The sequence below is a fragment of the Acinetobacter sp. UBA3132 genome (assembly GCF_002364825.1).
GTDB classification, from domain to species: domain Bacteria; phylum Pseudomonadota; class Gammaproteobacteria; order Pseudomonadales; family Moraxellaceae; genus Acinetobacter; species Acinetobacter schindleri.
On record NZ_DEZM01000046.1, the window covers coordinates 1 to 17,587 of the forward strand.

The 17,587-nt window shown below is 41.7% G+C and carries 15 protein-coding genes; 9 read left to right on the top strand and 6 right to left on the bottom strand.

Going from position 1 to position 17,587, the window contains the following annotated elements; all coding sequences use genetic code 11:
- Positions 1-279: 279 nt before the first annotated feature.
- Positions 280-852 (bottom strand): peptidylprolyl isomerase, encoded by a 573-nt coding sequence (locus tag B4033_RS01855; RefSeq protein WP_286831580.1) that lies wholly within the window; start codon positions 850-852, stop codon positions 280-282.
- A gap of 104 nt (positions 853-956) precedes the next feature.
- Here B4033_RS01855 and B4033_RS01860 point away from each other — a divergent pair, with 104 nt between their 5' ends.
- Positions 957-1,628: an acetoacetate decarboxylase family protein gene (locus tag B4033_RS01860; protein WP_286831582.1), complete on the top strand. Its 672-nt coding sequence runs from the start codon at positions 957-959 to the stop codon at positions 1,626-1,628.
- Positions 1,629-1,695: 67 nt separating this feature from the next.
- On the opposite strand, the gene B4033_RS01865 is transcribed toward B4033_RS01860, so the two are convergent.
- Complete coding sequence (locus B4033_RS01865; protein ID WP_286831585.1) at positions 1,696-2,766, bottom strand: alpha/beta hydrolase; 1,071 nt, start codon at positions 2,764-2,766, stop codon at positions 1,696-1,698.
- Positions 2,767-2,972: 206 nt separating this feature from the next.
- On the opposite strand from B4033_RS01865, the gene B4033_RS01870 reads away from it, so the two are divergent.
- The 6 genes from B4033_RS01870 to B4033_RS01895 all read left to right on the top strand — a co-directional run bounded on the left by B4033_RS01870 (position 2,973) and on the right by B4033_RS01895 (position 9,667).
- On the top strand, positions 2,973-3,467 hold the full coding sequence (locus tag B4033_RS01870; protein ID WP_286831587.1) for a hypothetical protein: 495 nt from the start codon (positions 2,973-2,975) through the stop codon (positions 3,465-3,467).
- Between the two features lie 1,111 nt (positions 3,468-4,578).
- The gene (grpE, locus tag B4033_RS01875; RefSeq protein WP_286831638.1) at positions 4,579-5,121 is read left to right on the top strand and encodes a nucleotide exchange factor GrpE; all 543 of its coding nucleotides are present in this window, start codon (positions 4,579-4,581) and stop codon (positions 5,119-5,121) included.
- Between the two features lie 155 nt (positions 5,122-5,276).
- On the top strand, positions 5,277-7,217 hold the full coding sequence (gene dnaK, locus B4033_RS01880) for a molecular chaperone DnaK (RefSeq protein WP_286831590.1): 1,941 nt from the start codon (positions 5,277-5,279) through the stop codon (positions 7,215-7,217).
- A 153-nt stretch (positions 7,218-7,370) separates the two neighbouring features.
- Entirely contained in the window at positions 7,371-8,201 is an 831-nt protein-coding gene (gene blaOXA, locus B4033_RS01885) for an OXA-134 family carbapenem-hydrolyzing class D beta-lactamase (protein WP_286831593.1), read from the top strand.
- A gap of 69 nt (positions 8,202-8,270) precedes the next feature.
- Complete coding sequence (locus B4033_RS01890; RefSeq protein ID WP_286831596.1) at positions 8,271-9,185, top strand: matrixin family metalloprotease; 915 nt, start codon at positions 8,271-8,273, stop codon at positions 9,183-9,185.
- A 104-nt stretch (positions 9,186-9,289) separates the two neighbouring features.
- Complete coding sequence (locus tag B4033_RS01895; RefSeq protein WP_171058635.1) at positions 9,290-9,667, top strand: hypothetical protein; 378 nt, start codon at positions 9,290-9,292, stop codon at positions 9,665-9,667.
- Between the two features lie 74 nt (positions 9,668-9,741).
- Here B4033_RS01895 and erpA read toward each other — a convergent pair whose 3' ends face one another.
- From erpA to B4033_RS01915, 4 genes are all read right to left on the bottom strand, one after another.
- A complete protein-coding gene (gene erpA, locus B4033_RS01900; protein WP_004814030.1) occupies positions 9,742-10,077 on the bottom strand; it encodes an iron-sulfur cluster insertion protein ErpA in 336 nt (111 codons plus the stop codon).
- A gap of 116 nt (positions 10,078-10,193) precedes the next feature.
- Positions 10,194-11,168, bottom strand: coding sequence for a putative solute-binding protein (locus tag B4033_RS01905; protein ID WP_163169762.1), 975 nt, complete (start codon positions 11,166-11,168; stop codon positions 10,194-10,196).
- A 226-nt stretch (positions 11,169-11,394) separates the two neighbouring features.
- Positions 11,395-12,405: a putative solute-binding protein gene (locus B4033_RS01910; protein ID WP_004814025.1), complete on the bottom strand. Its 1,011-nt coding sequence runs from the start codon at positions 12,403-12,405 to the stop codon at positions 11,395-11,397.
- A 254-nt stretch (positions 12,406-12,659) separates the two neighbouring features.
- Positions 12,660-13,664 carry a putative solute-binding protein gene (locus B4033_RS01915; RefSeq protein ID WP_286831600.1) on the bottom strand — a complete coding sequence of 335 codons (1,005 nt, stop codon included), beginning with the start codon at positions 13,662-13,664 and terminating at the stop codon, positions 12,660-12,662.
- Between the two features lie 230 nt (positions 13,665-13,894).
- Between B4033_RS01915 and B4033_RS01920 the strand changes: the two genes are divergently transcribed.
- Together B4033_RS01920 and B4033_RS01925 are read left to right on the top strand one after the other, a co-directional pair.
- The gene (locus B4033_RS01920; RefSeq protein ID WP_286831603.1) at positions 13,895-15,838 is read left to right on the top strand and encodes an ATP-binding cassette domain-containing protein; all 1,944 of its coding nucleotides are present in this window, start codon (positions 13,895-13,897) and stop codon (positions 15,836-15,838) included.
- 330 nt (positions 15,839-16,168) lie between these two features.
- Positions 16,169-17,332: a zinc-dependent alcohol dehydrogenase gene (locus B4033_RS01925; protein ID WP_002045824.1), complete on the top strand. Its 1,164-nt coding sequence runs from the start codon at positions 16,169-16,171 to the stop codon at positions 17,330-17,332.
- The last annotated feature ends 255 nt before the right edge of the window (positions 17,333-17,587 follow it).

The following is a 17,587-nucleotide window of genomic DNA, read 5'->3' on the forward strand; positions in this document are numbered from 1 at the left end:
TCATAATCTCTTAATGATCTTTCTAACACCTCGTCAATGCCAGAAGCTGGACTCAAAACACCGGATAACTCAGCATCTCGCTTCGTTCATCACCGTGTATCTCGTCGGTATGGGTGCATTATAGGGCAATTTCCTACACGTGCAAGTGCTTTTCACTGACACAAATCACGAGTGTACTATTTTTATGCACCAATATGGATCATTTTTATTCTATTATTCACATAACCACATGATTATAAAATAAAAATAACCTTAAAATATTTCTACATCATTTTTTACTTATTTTTGCGGGCTTGCTGTTTTAATGCTCACACTATTAATAATAACTGGTTTTAGTGGCACATTTTGATGCATTCCATAGTTGGCAGTCGTAACACCAGCAATTTTATCAACCACATCCATGCCTTTAGTTACTTTACCAAATACTGCATAACCCGCATTCATAGGAGAACGGTTCAAAAAGTTATTATCGACCAGGTTCACAAAGAACTGGGAACGGGCTGAATCTGGCTGATTCATACGGGCCATGGCTAAAGTGCCACGTGTATTGCTTAAACCATTATAAGATTCATTCTTAATAGTTAACTTATTATTTGGCTTTTCCACCATATTCGCATCAAAGCCGCCACCCTGTACCATAAAACCTGGAATAACCCGGTGAAAAATGGTGCCTTTATAGAAGTTGTCTTTTACATAGTCTTCAAAGTTTTTGGCAGAGATCGGTGCTTTATCATTATAAAGCTCAATTTCGATATTCCCCATAGAAGTTTTCATTTCAACTATGGAATTGGCTGCCAGTGCTGGTAAAGATAAAGCTGTTAAAGCTATTGCATATAATGGTTTTTTTAACATTTTTTAACTCATCTACTCAGAAGTAAGGGTTGAGAATCAAGCTATATTAATCTTTGATACCCATTAATGCATTACCCTAACCGACCAATTACAAGAGAATAAGAATGAACGTGCATCGTTTGCAGGAGAAAAATATTCATCAGTTTCCTCCCTGGCATTTACAGGGAGAGGGTTTTATTTTGAATTATTGGATTACACCGCACTTTATCCGTGAATCTCGGAATTTTGGAATTGCCCCTTCTCCGCTGGGTCGTGTTGTACAAGTTATGCTGGTGCGTTATCACCATTCTCCTGTAGGTCCTTATGATGAGCTACTGATTATGGACCATCCTTTAATAAGTCGAAGACGTCTGTCTACCATTCCAAAGATTTATGTTTCTACGCATGAATCTATTATTCACGGTCAGCACTTATGGGGGATACCGAAGGAATACGCAGAATTTGAATGGCAGGAACAAGGACAGGAAGTAATTTGCCGAATCACTCATCAAGGGCAAAACATGACTGTTCGTCTGAAGAAATCTAAATCATCACGTTCCTTCTATTTAAATAGTCATCATCTTCCAACATCCATGTTAAAGATTCGACAAACCTGGAAATCGTCGCATTATCAGTTTAGCCCGCAATTCCGAGGCTATCTATCCAAACTCGCTCAGGTAGAATGGCAAAATACTCAATCAATTTTCCCTGATTTTTCCCGAGCCAAATATATACAAAGCTTTTATGTACCTAAATTCAATCTGGTCTTTCCCGAAGCCAAGGTACATAAAAAGTAAAAAGGTGTTTCACGTGAAACACCTTAGTTGAGATTTGATCTACTACTTTCTATATAGAGAGCTATTTTTAACTATGCTTATCCCAGAACTTACGGAAGTGTTTACTCATTTCAATTACATTCTTTTTGGCGCGTCTTGAAATACTAGTCAGATTAATAAAACCATGCGTCTGATCGGTATAATCATGATAATGCACTTTCGCTCCATGCTGACGCAGCTTATGTGCATAAATAGCCCCTTCATCATGCAGCACATCATGACCAGCAGTAATCAGATAAGCCGGCGGTAAATTTTTCAGGTTGCCATAGGTCGGTGAAATGAGTGGATCATCCAATGCAATTTCATGTCGTTCCACATAAAGATAAGTCACCAGTTCGATATCACCATCAGTGAGTACCAGACCATCTTTGTAAGCAAAATAGGAAGGATGACGGCTTTTAAAGTCCATGGCTGGATAAAGTAATAACTGAGCCTGAGGTACGTAAATCTTGTCTGCACTGCGCTGAGCTACGACTGCTGCCAGATTGCCACCCGCACTGTCCCCTGCGACTGCAATGCGTTTTTTTAGAATTCTGAGCTGCTTGCTGTGTTGATGCGCCCATGCCAGTGCATCTTCGCAAACTTGAACAATTTGTGAAGGATGATGTTCTGGCGCCAAAGGATAAGCGATACTTAATACTTGGGCATGCGCGTGTTTGGCCAGCAAACGACAATATTCATCATGCGTGTCCAGACTGCCAATCAGGAAGCCTCCTCCATGATAAAATATAATTAAAGGTAACTTTTTAGCTGGAGCCGGGTGATAGTAACGTGCTTGTACGATGCCACTGTGCAAGGGTAACTGGATATCTTCAACCTGGCGAATAGCAGTCGGTTTGGATTTTAGCAATTGCATGCTCTGTTCAAAGAAAATACGTGACTGTGCGATATCTTCTCTGACTATTCCAGTTTTGCCCTGTTTTAACTGCACAGCCATCAGACATTTTACAAAGGGATCCAGTTCAGGATAGTGGTAAGGATAATCCAGACTTCTGACTATTCTTTCCTGAGCAATTTTAGGTAATCGGTCCAGCAGACGCGCTGCCACACCTTGACCCTTATCCATCATGGCCTGTAATTGCTGACTCGATATCACCATAGCTTCCCATCCTTATTCGCTTAATTCTTCATATTTTCTACATGATCAGGGTGTATTTTGACCATATTCTTATATAAATGCCCACATCGACATACAAATTTAGGCAGATCAATAAGCTAATCTCATTTTATCCCACTGTCATTGACAATTTAAGCTGCTGTTGAGGCGCAAATTGTAGGATTGACCTTAACAAGGAGTGCTCACCTATGGCTGGAAAACTGATATTCGTATCAATTGCGACGAGCTTATTGGCTGTAGGTTGTGTCGCATTCCCTGAAGATGACTATTATGACGGACGTTATAATAGAGCTTATGACTATCGCTATGACCGCGATTACCGTTATGACAATCGTTATGATCGGCAGCGTTGGGAATATGAACAGCAACGACGTTTACAGCAGGAACGTCGCCGAACTGAACTGGAACGTCAGCGACTAGAGCAACAGCGTCGCCAGTTGAATGATCAACGTAGAAAACAGATTGAGCTGGATCATAGACGTCAGCAGGAACGCCAGCGTATTGAACAGCAACGCAAAAAAATCAGTAGCAGTCAGGCGGCTAGAAACCGAGCCGAGGCAGAGCGTAAAAAGCGTGGACAGCAGGCAGATACACGTCGCCGAGCAGCTGAACAGCAGCAACGACGTAAAGCTGAACAGAACCGAAATGAACATGTCAAACGCTGGCAGGAATCACGTCGCTAGAATAGTAAGATTAATCTAAAAAGTTGAAAGCGACTTAAACGGCCACTGATCCAGATAAGTTTCATCTATAAAAAAGCCCGATCTCGGGCTTTTTCTAATGTCTTTATGAACAGAAATAGATGTTAGATAGCTATTATAGAATAAAACCCCTGAAGCGTATTTCTTCAGGGGTTTTATAGGGTTGTGTTTAAACGAACATCCTCTCGTTTATATGCTTTTCAGCAAATTTTTAAGAACTTCCTGTTCTCGATAAATCAATATTAGGCTGATTCGAGCATCTAACAAAGTAGATATTGTCCTGAATCCTTGTAGACTTTAACTTACAGCTTTTCTATAAGTGACTGATCACTAGAATGTGAGAAGAAAATTAATAAATTTTACGCAAAAAAAAAAGCTTATCTAGAGAGGATAAGCTTGAAAAACACATTTCAAAATAAGAAGAAACTACAGCGATAGAATCTGAAACGAATAATACGAAATTGATCATTTTTTGTGAAATACTTTATTGCTTAGTTATTAATCGCTTTTATGTCTAAAAAACAGTCAATATAAACATTCAGGCAAAAAAATAGCTGAGTCTTGGGGTATTCAGCTATAAAAGGGTAAAACGAATCAGGAACAGTAACCTAGTTCGGCTCTCTCCTTCTGAACCAAGTCACTGTTTATAAAGCTATGATGGTGCTTTTGATTTAATTTTTAAAACAGATAAATATTATTATTTATATCTAAAAATACGATTAAAAATTTTTCTGATTAAAAACATTATTTTAATGAATGATTTATTTTCTAAAAAGTAATTTAAGCCCTTATTCCTTCATCTCTCATCTAATTACTAAGATCAAAACTAACTAAAAATTCTGAGGTTTTTATCTTCAGAACAGAGAAATTGTCTGCTTTTTCTCATTTCAATCCAGTTTGGAACAACAGAAACACGGCCTTTTGCAATAAATCTTAAAATTAATCACTCATTTCGCTTGAATTTTGAAGCCCAGCCCCGACTTCTTTATGTAATTAAGAACTTCCCAAATCATGGCAGTTCAGCATTCACGCAGTTAGCACTGATACCGAAGGACTGTACATGTTTAAGAACCCATTTAAACGGAGTAAATCAATGGCGACTGAGCAAAACGATCAAGCTCAAGAACTTGAGCAAGAGCAAACGGAACAACAAACAGCTCAAGCTGAACCTGAACAAGCTGAAGTTACCGTTGAGTCTTTACAGGAACAAATTGCACAGCTTGAAGGCAATTTAAAACTGGAAAAAGCACGTACTGCAAATGCCGTATATGAGGCACAAAAAAGTGTAGAACGCATTCAGCGCGAATCACAAAAGCATAAAGATACTGTTTTGGAAAAGTTCTCTAAAGAGCTGTTAGAAACTGTAGATAACCTGGAACGTGCAATTCTCGCTGCGGGTGAAGAACAAGGCCCGTTACGGGAAGGCGTAGAACTAACTTTAAAAGGTTTACTGACAACATTAGAAAAATTTGGTGTGGTCGCAGTTGATACCGAGAATGGTTTTAATGCCGAGTTACATCAGGCAGTCGGTATTGCACCAGATGCCAAAGCCAATGAGATCGGTATAGTCTTGCAAAAAGGCTATGCCCTGAACGGCCGTCTATTACGTCCTGCAATGGTTATGGTTGGCGCTTAAGCTAAATAAATTCGGGAGTTTGTGAAATTTTTTCTAAAAATTTACTTGAAAAAAATTGAACGGCTCTCATATCCGATAACAAGTAAATCCCTTTTAATTTCCCTTTGATAAGGGAAACAATTTGGGAATAAAAGAATTTTTGAGGAAACATCCAAATGGCTAAAATCATTGGTATTGACTTAGGTACTACAAACTCATGTGTTGCAGTACTTGAAGGCGACAAAGTTAAAGTTATCGAAAACGCTGAAGGCGCACGTACAACTCCATCTATTATTGCATACAAAGATGGTGAAATTCTGGTTGGTCAATCAGCTAAACGCCAAGCGGTAACGAACCCTAAAAACACATTATTCGCGATTAAACGTCTGATCGGTCGTCGTTATGAAGACCAGGCAGTACAAAAAGATATCGGTCTGGTGCCTTATAAAATCATCAAAGCTGACAATGGTGATGCTTGGGTTGAAGTAAACGACAAGAAACTTGCACCACAACAGATCTCTGCAGAAGTTCTGAAAAAAATGAAGAAAACTGCAGAAGACTATCTGGGTGAAACAGTGACTGAAGCGGTGATTACTGTTCCTGCTTACTTCAATGATGCGCAACGTCAGGCTACTAAAGATGCAGGCCGAATTGCAGGCTTAGAAGTTAAACGTATCATCAACGAACCAACTGCTGCTGCACTTGCGTTCGGTATGGACAAGAAAGAAGGCGACCGTAAAGTTGCTGTATACGACTTGGGTGGTGGTACTTTCGACGTATCAATCATTGAAATTGCTGACCTTGATGGCGACCAGCAAATCGAAGTGTTATCTACCAACGGTGATACATTCCTGGGTGGTGAAGACTTCGATAACGCATTGATCGACTATCTGGTTGAAGAGTTCAAGAAAGAACAAAATGTGAATCTGAAAAACGATCCACTTGCGTTACAACGTCTGAAAGAAGCTGCTGAAAAAGCAAAAATCGAGCTTTCTTCTTCTAACGCAACTGAAATCAACCTTCCATACATCACTGCAGATGCGACTGGTCCTAAACACTTAGTGATCAATGTTACTCGTGCAAAACTTGAAGGTTTGGTTGCTGACCTGGTTGCGCGTACGATTGAGCCTTGCCGTATTGCACTTAAAGATGCTGGTCTTTCGACTTCTGACATCTCTGACGTAATTTTGGTAGGTGGTCAGTCTCGTATGCCACTTGTACAACAAAAAGTACAAGAATTCTTCGGTCGTGAGCCACGTAAAGACGTGAACCCGGACGAAGCAGTCGCAATAGGTGCTGCGATCCAAGGTGCGGTATTGTCTGGTGACAAAACTGACGTACTTCTTCTTGACGTAACTCCACTAACTCTTGGTATTGAAACCATGGGTGGCGTGTTGACTCCAATCATTGAGAAAAACACGACGATTCCTGCGAAGAAATCTCAAGTGTTCTCAACTGCTGCGGACAACCAGCCTGCTGTAGACATTTCAGTTTACCAAGGTGAACGTAAAATGGCTCAACAAAACAAATTGTTGGGTAACTTCCAGTTAGGCGACATCCCACCTGCTCCACGTGGTGTGCCACAAATTGAAGTATCGTTCGACATCAACGCCGATGGTATCTTGAAAGTATCTGCGAAAGATAAGAGCACTGGTAAAGAGCAGTCTATCCAGATCAAAGCAAACTCAGGTTTGTCTGATGCTGAAATCGAAGCGATGATCAAAGATGCTGAAGCGAATGCTGAAGAAGACCGTAAGTTTGAAGAGCTTGCAAAAGCACGTAACGAAGCGGATGCGCTAGTCTCTTCTGCTCAAAAAGCAGTAAAAGATCTTGGCGAACAAGTAACTGCTGACGAAAAAACTGCAATCGAAACTGCAGTGTCTGAGTTAGAAGCATCAACTAAAGAAAATGATGTAGAAGCGATCAAAGCGAAAACTGAAGCGCTGCAAAACATCATCATGCCGATCACGCAACGTGCTTATGAAGCAGCTCAAGGCCAAGGCGGTGCGCAAGGTTTTGATCCAAATGCTTTCCAGAGTGGTGAAGGTCAACAACAAAAAGCGGATGACGGCGTTGTAGATGCTGAGTTCACTGAAGTGAAAGATGATAAAAAATAATTTGTCAGCTTAAACTTAAAAAAAGACCGCGCGAAAGCGCGGTTTTTTTTTTATGCCTAGACTTGAAGGAATAAATGGAAAATTACCAAAATTGGATCGTATTTTCAGGCAAAGCTGTTTAAGTTAAATCAAATATTAAAATATCCTGAACTTATGAAAATTCTTATTTTGTTGCCTTTACTCAGTTGCTTGAGCCTGACAGCCTGTAGCTTCGCTGTTTCAAATTCGCCCTCTCAAATCACTTCAACTCAATCTATTCAAGCTATTGTAAAGTTATTTGATCAGGCACAAAGCTCTGGCGTTTTAGTAATTCAACGGGGTCCACATCTACAAGTCTATGGCAATGAGTTGAGTCGTGCACATACCGAATATGTTCCTGCTTCAACCTTTAAAATGCTTAATGCTCTGATTGGCCTGCAACATGGTAAAGCTACGACCAATGAAATTTTTAAATGGGATCGCAAGAAGCGCAGTTTTGCAGCTTGGGAAAAAGACATGACTCTCGGCCAGGCCATGCAAGCTTCTGCTGTACCCGTCTATCAGGAACTGGCACGTCGCATTGGTCTGGAACTAATGCAACAGGAAGTGCAACGCATCCAATTTGGTAATCAGCAGATTGGTCAGCATATCGACAACTTTTGGTTAGTCGGACCTTTGAAAATCACCCCGGAACAAGAAGTCGAATTTATCTCTGCGCTTGCTCGAGAGCAGCTTGCCTTTGATCCTCGGGTTCAGCAACAAGTCAAAGCCATGTTACTGTTACAGGAACGGCAAGCTTATCGCCTGTATGCCAAATCTGGTTGGGGTATGGATGTGGAGCCGCAAGTCGGCTGGCTCACCGGCTGGGTCGAAACACCTCAGGACGAAATCGTGGCATTTTCACTGAATATGCAGATGCAAAGTAATATGGATCCGGCGATCCGTCTTAAAATTTTGCAGCAGGCCTTGGCCGAATTAGGGCTTTATCCGAAAGCTGAAGGGTGACGTAAATAGGCATGGGAAAAACGCCAAATTTAAGCTATATTTTTAAGAATAAACATTTAAATAAAAAATATGCGTCTTCTGCTCTTTCTAGTTGTAGTGATATTGCTAATTGCAGGTTTTCTGCATCTACAGACCCAGTCTCATCCGCAGCTAAAATTCAACTCTCTGACTGACCGACTCAACTATCCTTTTGATACGCGCTTACGCTTTAAGGTGGATCAGGTCGACCCGGGTTTTGGACTAACTCGTGAAGAAGTGATTCAACTGGCACAAGAAGCCGTTGAGATCTGGCATCGTGGTACTGGCCGTGATGACCTGATGGTCTATGATGAAAATGCACAGCTCAGCATCAAGCTGATTTATGATCACCGCCAGCAGGAATATGACGCGCTGAAAAAAACCACACAGAAATTACTTCGCGATGAAGCCCAATATCAACGTCAGGCAGAAAACCTGACCGCTTCCCGAAATCATCTGGATCAGCAACAGCGTCAGCTGTTAGAGCAGCGCAATCTGCTGCAACTCCAGTTCGAGCAACTCATGCTACGGCGCAATCAGCCGGGACTTTCTGCTCATCAACGTCAACAGTTGCAACAGGAATTTAACGAGCTTCAATTCAGGTCAGAACGTTTCCAGCGTGAAGCGGAATATCTGCAGCAACAACAATTATCTTTTAATACTCAGGTTTCCGCCTATCAAAGCAGTGTTCAGTCTCACCACAACAATATCAATCAGGCACAGCAGCGCTTTCCGCCACGCCAGTTCCATAAAGGGATTTTTAAAGGCGATGAAATCCATGTCTATCAGTTTGATGCACAAGATGACTTACGTCTAACTTTGGCACATGAACTGGGTCATGCCTTAGGTTTATTGCATCATGGCGATCCTGAAGCACTGATGTATCCGGTACTGGGTGAACAAAAGCTGGAAAATTTTGAACTGCGACCGGCAGACAAAACTTTGCTATATACACGCAAATCTTAAGCGATTTAATTCCTTATAAGTTTTATGTCTTTATTATCTTTTTGAACGACCATAGTCGATGATTTCATGTTATTGTGAGCATCTATCATTCACCAAAGCCCTCTGTGGAGATCGGCATGAGTTATTACCATATCCTGATTGAAGCCAATGATCATATCAGTACAATTGATGAAACTCGTGATATCGAAATCTTTGATATTGTAGAACTTCAGCCTTATTTACATGCGATTCTGCTCCCTTATTTCAATGAGCAGCTGATTGAACTTGAGGATGAAAATATTGCCTATCAAGACATTCTGCATTTGCAAGTAAAACAGACTCTATTGCCGATCAACGACCTGATTGAAGAAGAACAAAAACTGTTACCAAGTGATACCGACATTACCATCACAGCTTATGAGATTTTTAATAATCGTGAGCTGAGTCAGGATGTGACGACAGTGATCTTTGACCTGCTTGAAGCGGTGAAACTTGAGGCTTAACTATAAAAATAGCGCATAAAAAAGTCCTCATTTTGAGGACTTTTGATTTCTATGGTCTAAATCTCAAATCATGTTTAGATCGAGAAAGATGAACCACAGCCACATGTAGTCGTAGCATTTGGGTTTTGTACCACAAAGCGAGAGCCTTCCAACCCTTCAATATAGTCAACGACTGAACCTACCAGGTACTGATAGCTGAGTGAGTCGACCAGCATCTTCACATCGCCGTTAATAAATTCTGCATCATCTTCATTCTGGCTTTCAGCAAAGTTGAAGCCATAAGAGAAACCTGAACAGCCGCCACCAGTCACATAGACACGTAGCATAAGATCTTGGTTACCTTCACTGTCACGCAATTGGCGTACTTTATTGGCAGCATTGTCAGTCAGCACAAGTGCTTGAGCATTCATGATGGATTCCTCTGTTCGGTTCGGGCATCTTTAAAAAGAAAAGACCATATTTCAAGTATAGCATACTCAATATATGGTCAGTCTTTGTAAATTAAAGCTTAATCAGAGTAAATTTATCAGGATTGTTTATAATTTTCATCCTGTAGTGCACACTCAAAGTTTTTCGGGTCCTGCTTACAGCGGAACTGCCATAACAGCTTCATCATACGTTTGTCATAAATACCGCGCTTCGTCAGATCAATCCGCGCTTCACGCATCATTTTCTGATAACCGGGTTTGTCTGCTGCTGGAATATCCATCCAGTATTTAGAGGGAATATCAGCTTTCATTTTACCTAAAATTCCGAAAGCGCGTGGCAATTCCCCTTTTACCCATTCACGTGATTTTTGCCCAAAACCTGCCGGGAATTTATCTGGGCGGATGATGATATTACCTGTCACCTGTAAAATCGGATAATTCACAATCGCACCTTTGCTGCCTAGACCTTTATGCAGTTCTAAGGGTTTGAATACAGCAGCAGGTGCGCCAATGATATCAACCTGACCATTGTTAAACTTGGCACCGAAGTTGGTGACATCAGCGCTGACCGCCTGTGCACCTACCTGTTGCACCATGATTTTTTGCGCTTCGTCATAATCCAGTACAGCAATTTTTTTGCCTGCCGCTTTAGCTACAGTATTAATACTGCGGTCATTGACCAGCAGGAAAGCATCACCCACTGGAATGACTCCGGCGACTTCATATTTGCCTTGTAACATATGTTTGGCAAAAGTCTTGCTTGCCAGTCCTTGCATTACTTTAACCGCCAGATTCAGATCTGGGATCGCACCAATAGCATCCAGTGAACCGGTAAAATTATTGAACTGGCGTCCGCGCATCCCCGTGACGCTAATACCATCACATTTCCCGGCTTTAAAGTCTTCTGCAACCACAGCTTCATTGGTATTTACCCGCAGCTCGATATTTGCACCCCAGTTTTTTGCAGCCAGCTGATAATCTTTCATCACAGCGTACACATCGCCATTCTTACCGACCAGATCAAATACACAGACGATTTGCTTCGCCTGTACTGTACCGGACGCTGCGACCATGCCTGTACCGAGTGCGAACGCCTTCAACCAAGTTTTCATATTTTATTCCTTAAAAAATTGTTTTTGTTTTCTCAGGACTGCTGCATATCATTGTTTTTATGAGAAAGATGACAGCATAACTGATATTCATTCTAATCATTTTCAAGTCGCAGGCAATGGTAAAGTTGCCTGTCTTAACATAAAGAAAGCCTGGAATTTTCCAGGCTTTTTTCCTTTTAAAATCAGTTTATTCACCTGGTAGTGAACATTCGAAGTTTGCCTTATCGACAGAACAGCGGGCACGTTTCAGTACACTCATCATAGAAGCATCATAAATTCCCCGCTTGGTCATATCCATACGGCCGTCACGAAGCATTTTTTGATATTTGGTCTTGTCTTCTGCACTCAGGTTCATTTTATATTTGGCTGGAATACCGGCTTCTAAACGGTTGATCATCGCCATGCTCTTTGGCAAGTTCTTAACAAACCAATCACGTGATTTCTGTCCAAAACCTGCCGGGAAGCTTTCAGGACGGATCACAAAGTCTGAAGTGACATGCAGCACCGGGAAGTTAAACATCGCGCCACTATTACCCAAGCCTTTATAGATTTCTAGTGGCTTATAAGCATAAGCAGGTGCACCTACCATATCTACCTGACCATTATTAAACTTGGCCACAAAGTTGGATACATCAGACACGACTGCCTGGGCACCTACACGCTGCACCATGATTTTTTGTGCATCGTCATAGCCCAGTACAGCAAACTTTTTACCGGCGGCTTTTTCAATCGAGTTGATGTTTTTGTCACGCACAAAGATAAAAGCCGAGCCCAGTGGTGCAATACCGGCAATTTCATATTTTTTGCCGCCTAAATTACTGACCATTTTGGCAGCATTACGTTTATCCAAAGCGAAGGTAATGGCACGCTGTGCAATCGCATTACTTGGCACGCCGCCTAGCGCATCAATAGAGCCAGCAAATTTATTGTATTGACGTGCACGCATCGCCGTCATAAATACGCCGTCACATTTACCTGCTTTAAAATCATTATCTGCAACTGCTTCATCCTGACGGGCAATCAGATTAATTTCTGCCCCCCATGATTTCGCTGCCAGTGCCCATTCCTGAGCCATCTGGAAAGACTCACCAGATTTGCCCAGTAAGTCGAAAACACAGATATCGACTTTTTTCGCTTGCGCTGTACCTGCGAAACTAACGGCAGAAAACGCCGCCAATGCTAGAAGTGTTTTTTTCATTCTAATAATCCTTGCAAAATCTTGTTCTTCGATGGAGTTTCCATACTTGTGACAAATATTAGCAAGTTTCTTTAAAAAAAATAGAGTATTTACTCCATTATATTTAGGGAGTTTGTCCCCTATTATCAAAATGTGTCCCGTATTCACATTTTAGATATAAGGAAGTCCATAGATATCAATTTTTTAGTGATTTATTTAAAATCCCAAAAACTTACATTTTTTTAATTCAATTTACAAACAAATACATTAGATCACTATTCTCCGCCTAATGAGCATTCAAAATTGGTACGTTCTACCGTACAACGCGCACGTTTCAATACCCGCATCATATTCGCGTCATAGATGCCCTGATTAGTCAGATCAATCCGGCCATCTCGGAGAATTTTCTGGTAACTGGTATAGTCCTCACGACTTAAATTGAGCGTATATTTAGCTGGAATTTCTGCTTCCATACGTTTAACAGTAGCAATAGTTTTCGGTAACTGTTTAATGAACCAGGCACGTGATTGTGCTGCAAACTTGTCCGGAAATTTATTTGGCCGAATAATTAAATCTGCCGTCACATTTACTACAGGAAACTTGATCATTGCACCTTTATTCCCCAAGCCCTTAGACAGTTCTAGCGGCTTAAAAGCATAAGCAGGTGCCGCCACAATATCGACTTCGCCCTGATTAAAACGGCGAATAAAATTAGAAATTTCCGACATAACTGGTACAGCTTCAATCCGGTTGACCATGGCTTTTTGTGCATAGTCATAATGCAAAACTGCAAATTTCTTATCTTTCACCTGTTCAATCTTGTTTATGGCACGATCCCGTACAAAAATATATGCCGTACCAATTTGCACAATTCCGGCAACTTCAAACTTGTCTTTGCCAATGTTAGACACCAGACGTTTGGCATTTCGCTGATCCAGTACATAGCTAATGGCTTTCATGGCGATATCATTGCTAGGCACACCACCGATGGCATCAATTGAACCGGCAAATTTGTTATAGGCCCGGGCACGCATGGAGGTCATAAACAGACCATCACATTTGCCTGCTTTAAAGTCCTGATCGACTTTGGCTTCATCCTGATAAGCAAGCAGTTGTACTTCAGTCCCCCATTGCTTGCTCACTAACTGCCATTCTTCTAGTAACTTGTAAGATTCACCAGATTTGCCCAATAAATCAAAGACGCAGATATCTACCTTGGCAGAACTCATATTTGAGGCAAGTACAGTCAAGGCTGCTAAAATCAAAGATCCTTTCTTCATTTTGCTCTACTCTATTTATTCTTGGTTATTTTTTACTGAAATTTATATTTCAATATCATCTTGTTTTGTCATTAAAAATACCTGTTCTATTTAAACATAGATTCAAAAATATGAATCTATGTTATGGATGAAGTGCAGGATCCTGTGAATTCTCCAGCAAGATTTTTTTATTTTGATGGGCTTTCCTTTAGAATAGCGCCATTCTTCTTGTCGAATGTCAGTACAGTTCCATGATTCAGTTAGATCAGTTAACCATACGCCGCGGTGGACGCATCCTTTTCCAGAAAGCCTCCATGCAATTGCATCCTGGATGGAAAATTGGCCTGACCGGTGTCAATGGAGCCGGCAAGTCGACCCTATTTTCAGCACTCTTGGGTGGGATTGAGTCTGACAGTGGTTCCCTGACCCGTCCTGCAGTCTGGACTGTGGCGCATATGGCCCAGGAAATCAAAGCCTTGAATATGAAGGCGATTGATTTTGTCCTGTCCGGTGATGAGGAATACTGGGATATCCAACAAAAGCTGAATCATCCTGAACAACTGGATGATGCTGAACTGGCACGCCTCTATGGCCGCTTTGACGAAATTTCCGGTTATGTAGCATCATCTAAGGCTTCACAGCTGATGGCAGGTTTGGGCTTTATGGATTATCAATCCGAGCTGGATGTTGCCAGTTTTTCAGGGGGATGGCGTATGCGTCTGAATCTGGCGCGTACCCTGATGAGCCGTTCTGATCTGTTATTACTGGATGAACCGACCAACCATTTAGATTTAGATGCGATTCTTTGGCTAGAAGACTGGCTCAAAGCCTATGAAGGTACCTTGGTGCTGATTTCACATGACCGCGATTTCCTGGATGCCATTACCGATCATATTTTACATATCGAAAATCAGGAATTGACCTTATATACCGGTAACTATTCGACTTTCGAGCGCACCCGTAGCGAACGTCTGGCACAGCAGCAACAAGCCTATGAAAAGCAACTTGAAGTGCGTGCCCATCTGCAAAAATTTATTGACCGTTTTAAGGCCAAAGCCACCAAGGCAAAACAGGCCCAGAGCCGAATCAAGCAGCTGGAGCGTATGCAGGAACTCTCCGTTGCGCATGTAGATACGCCGTTCACTTTCAGCTTCCGTGAACCAACCAAAATGAGTTCACCATTACTACAGCTGGAAAATGCCGATATCGGTTATGGCGACAAGCTGATTGTGCGTAATGTTACCCTGCAAATTACTCCCAATAGCCGTATTGGTCTGCTGGGGATGAATGGTGCTGGCAAATCGACTTTGATTAAATCTCTCGTCGGTGATTTAGCTTTAATTAAAGGTCTTCGTAAAGACTCGGAATTGTTAAATATTGGCTACTTTGCCCAGCACCAGATGGATGCACTAGATGGCAGCGCCAGTCCGATGTTGCAGCTGGCACGTATTGCTGATCCTAAAATCAGTGAGGCCAGCTTGCGTTCTTTCCTCGGCAGCTTCGGCTTTAGCGGCGAACGCATGGATACACCAAGTGAAAGTTTCTCGGGCGGTGAACGCGCCCGTTTAGCACTTGCATTAATCGTATGGCAACGTCCAAACGTGCTGATTCTGGATGAACCAACCAACCATCTGGACCTGGATATGCGTCATGCTTTAACGATGGCACTACAAGATTTCGAGGGTGCTGTCGTGCTGGTTTCGCATGAACGTCAGCTGATCGCCAGTGTCTGTGATGAGCTGCTGTTAGTTCATAACGGCAAATGTACTGAATTTGATGGCGATCTGGTGGCTTATGCCGAGTGGTTACGTCAGGCACGTGCAGAATTATTAAAAAATGCGCCTAAAACTGCTGAAGTGGTGAAAACACAGCAAGCTGAAGCGAAACCTATACCAAGTAAAATGGATAAAGAAGCCCAACGCAAGGAAGCTGCTCGCCAACGTGAGCAGACTCGGCCGATTCGCAAAAATATTGAAAAATGTGAAAGCCAGATCGGAAAGTTGCAGCCAAAACTCGCTGCAATTGAAGAAAAGCTGGCAGATACTGGTCTGTATGATGCAGCGCGTAAGGATGAATTGCTTAAGCTCATGAATGAGCAGACTGAACTGAAAGCACAACTGGAAACTGCTGAAGAACAGATGCTGGAACTGATGATGGAATTAGAAGAACTGGAACAGTCTTTCCAGGAAAGTTAATTTTAATATTCATTTAAAGCTTCAAAGATCAGTAACTACAGTTACTGATCCTTTTTTTATGGGTTTATATTTTCTCTGCTATTAGTAAATCTTTTCTCTTACCTATTTTCCTACACTTCTCAGCTTTGTTAATCATTTACTCGATTTTTGACATATTTTGTAGTGAATTACGCAAGTACTATATAAGTTTATTGTTTAAACACTCGGCTTCCTTATTTCATACATTAATTTACAGCTTTAGGTCAGGTTATAAGGCTCTAATAAAAAGGCTTTTTAATAATCAGCAGCCTTATTTGAGACTATTTATGTTGAACTAGAGAGGAAATCCGCATGCGTGCTCTTACCTATCATGGTGCTCGGGATGTACGAGTTGAATCTGTTCCAGATCCAGTGATTCAGGAACCAGATGACGTTATTTTAAGGGTGACAGCCACCGCTATCTGTGGCTCAGATCTACATCTATACCGGGGTAAAATCCCGGCCACTGAAGACGGTGATATTTTCGGCCATGAATTTATGGGAGTTGTAGAAGAAGTCGGCCCTGCAGTGACAGAAGTCAAAAAAGGTGACCGGGTGATCATTCCCTTTGTCATTGCATGCGGTCACTGTTTTTTCTGTGAACATGAACTCATGGCTGCCTGTGAAAATACCAATACGGGTCGTGGTGCGATCCTGAATAAAAAACAGATTCCACCAGGAGCGGCCTTGTTTGGCTTTAGCCATCTGTATGGTGGTGTTCCGGGTGGTCAGGCTGAATATGTGCGAATTCCCAAAGGCAATGTCGGACCGTTTAAGGTTCCCGGATCCCTACCTGATGAAAAAGTATTATTCCTGACCGATATTTTGCCAACAGCTTGGCAGGCGGTAACCAATGCTCAAGTCACCCGTGGTTCTACAGTGGCGATTTATGGTGCAGGTCCAGTCGGTCTGTTATCTGCAGCTTGTGCACGAATGCTCGGTGCCGAACAGATCTTCATGGTAGACCATCACCCTTATCGCTTGCGATTTGCTCATCAAACCTATGGGGTCATTCCGGTCAACTTTGATGAAGTCGATGCAGCTGAATTTATTATTCAAAATACAGCAGGTTATCGTGGTGTTGACGCGGTTATTGATGCCGTTGGTTTCGAAGCCAAAGGTAGTGTTCTGGAAACCGTAATGACCAACCTGAAATTAGAAGGTTCGAGTGGTTCAGCGCTCAGACAATGTATTGCAGCAGTCCGACGCGGCGGTGTGGTGAGTGTACCGGGGGTTTATGCCGGTCCAATTCATGGCTTCCTGTTTGGTGATGCCTTTGACAAAGGTTTGACTTTTAAAATGGGACAAACCCATGTACATAAATACTTGCCGCAGTTGCTCGAACATATTGAAAATGGAGATCTGTCTCCAGATGTGATTATTACCCATCGCATGAAACTGGAAGATGCTGCGGAAGGTTACCGTATTTTTGATAAGAAGGAAGAAGACTGTCGTAAAGTCATTCTGACACCGTAAATGTACTAAAAAAATAAAAAGCGCCTTCTAGGCGCTTTTTATTCTTTAATCAAGACAGATCAAATCACCTGTTTTTATTTTTCAATTTTCTTCATCAAAAACTCTGTTTAACAGAAGTTATTTAATTTTTACTTCTCTTTTTAACTTGTAGAAAATAGCTCAGACAAGTCCGAACATAAATACTGATCTAGAAAAGCAACCTAAAGAATAAACCCATAATAACTATATTTAATCTAGGGCGTGTCCTCATTTGGC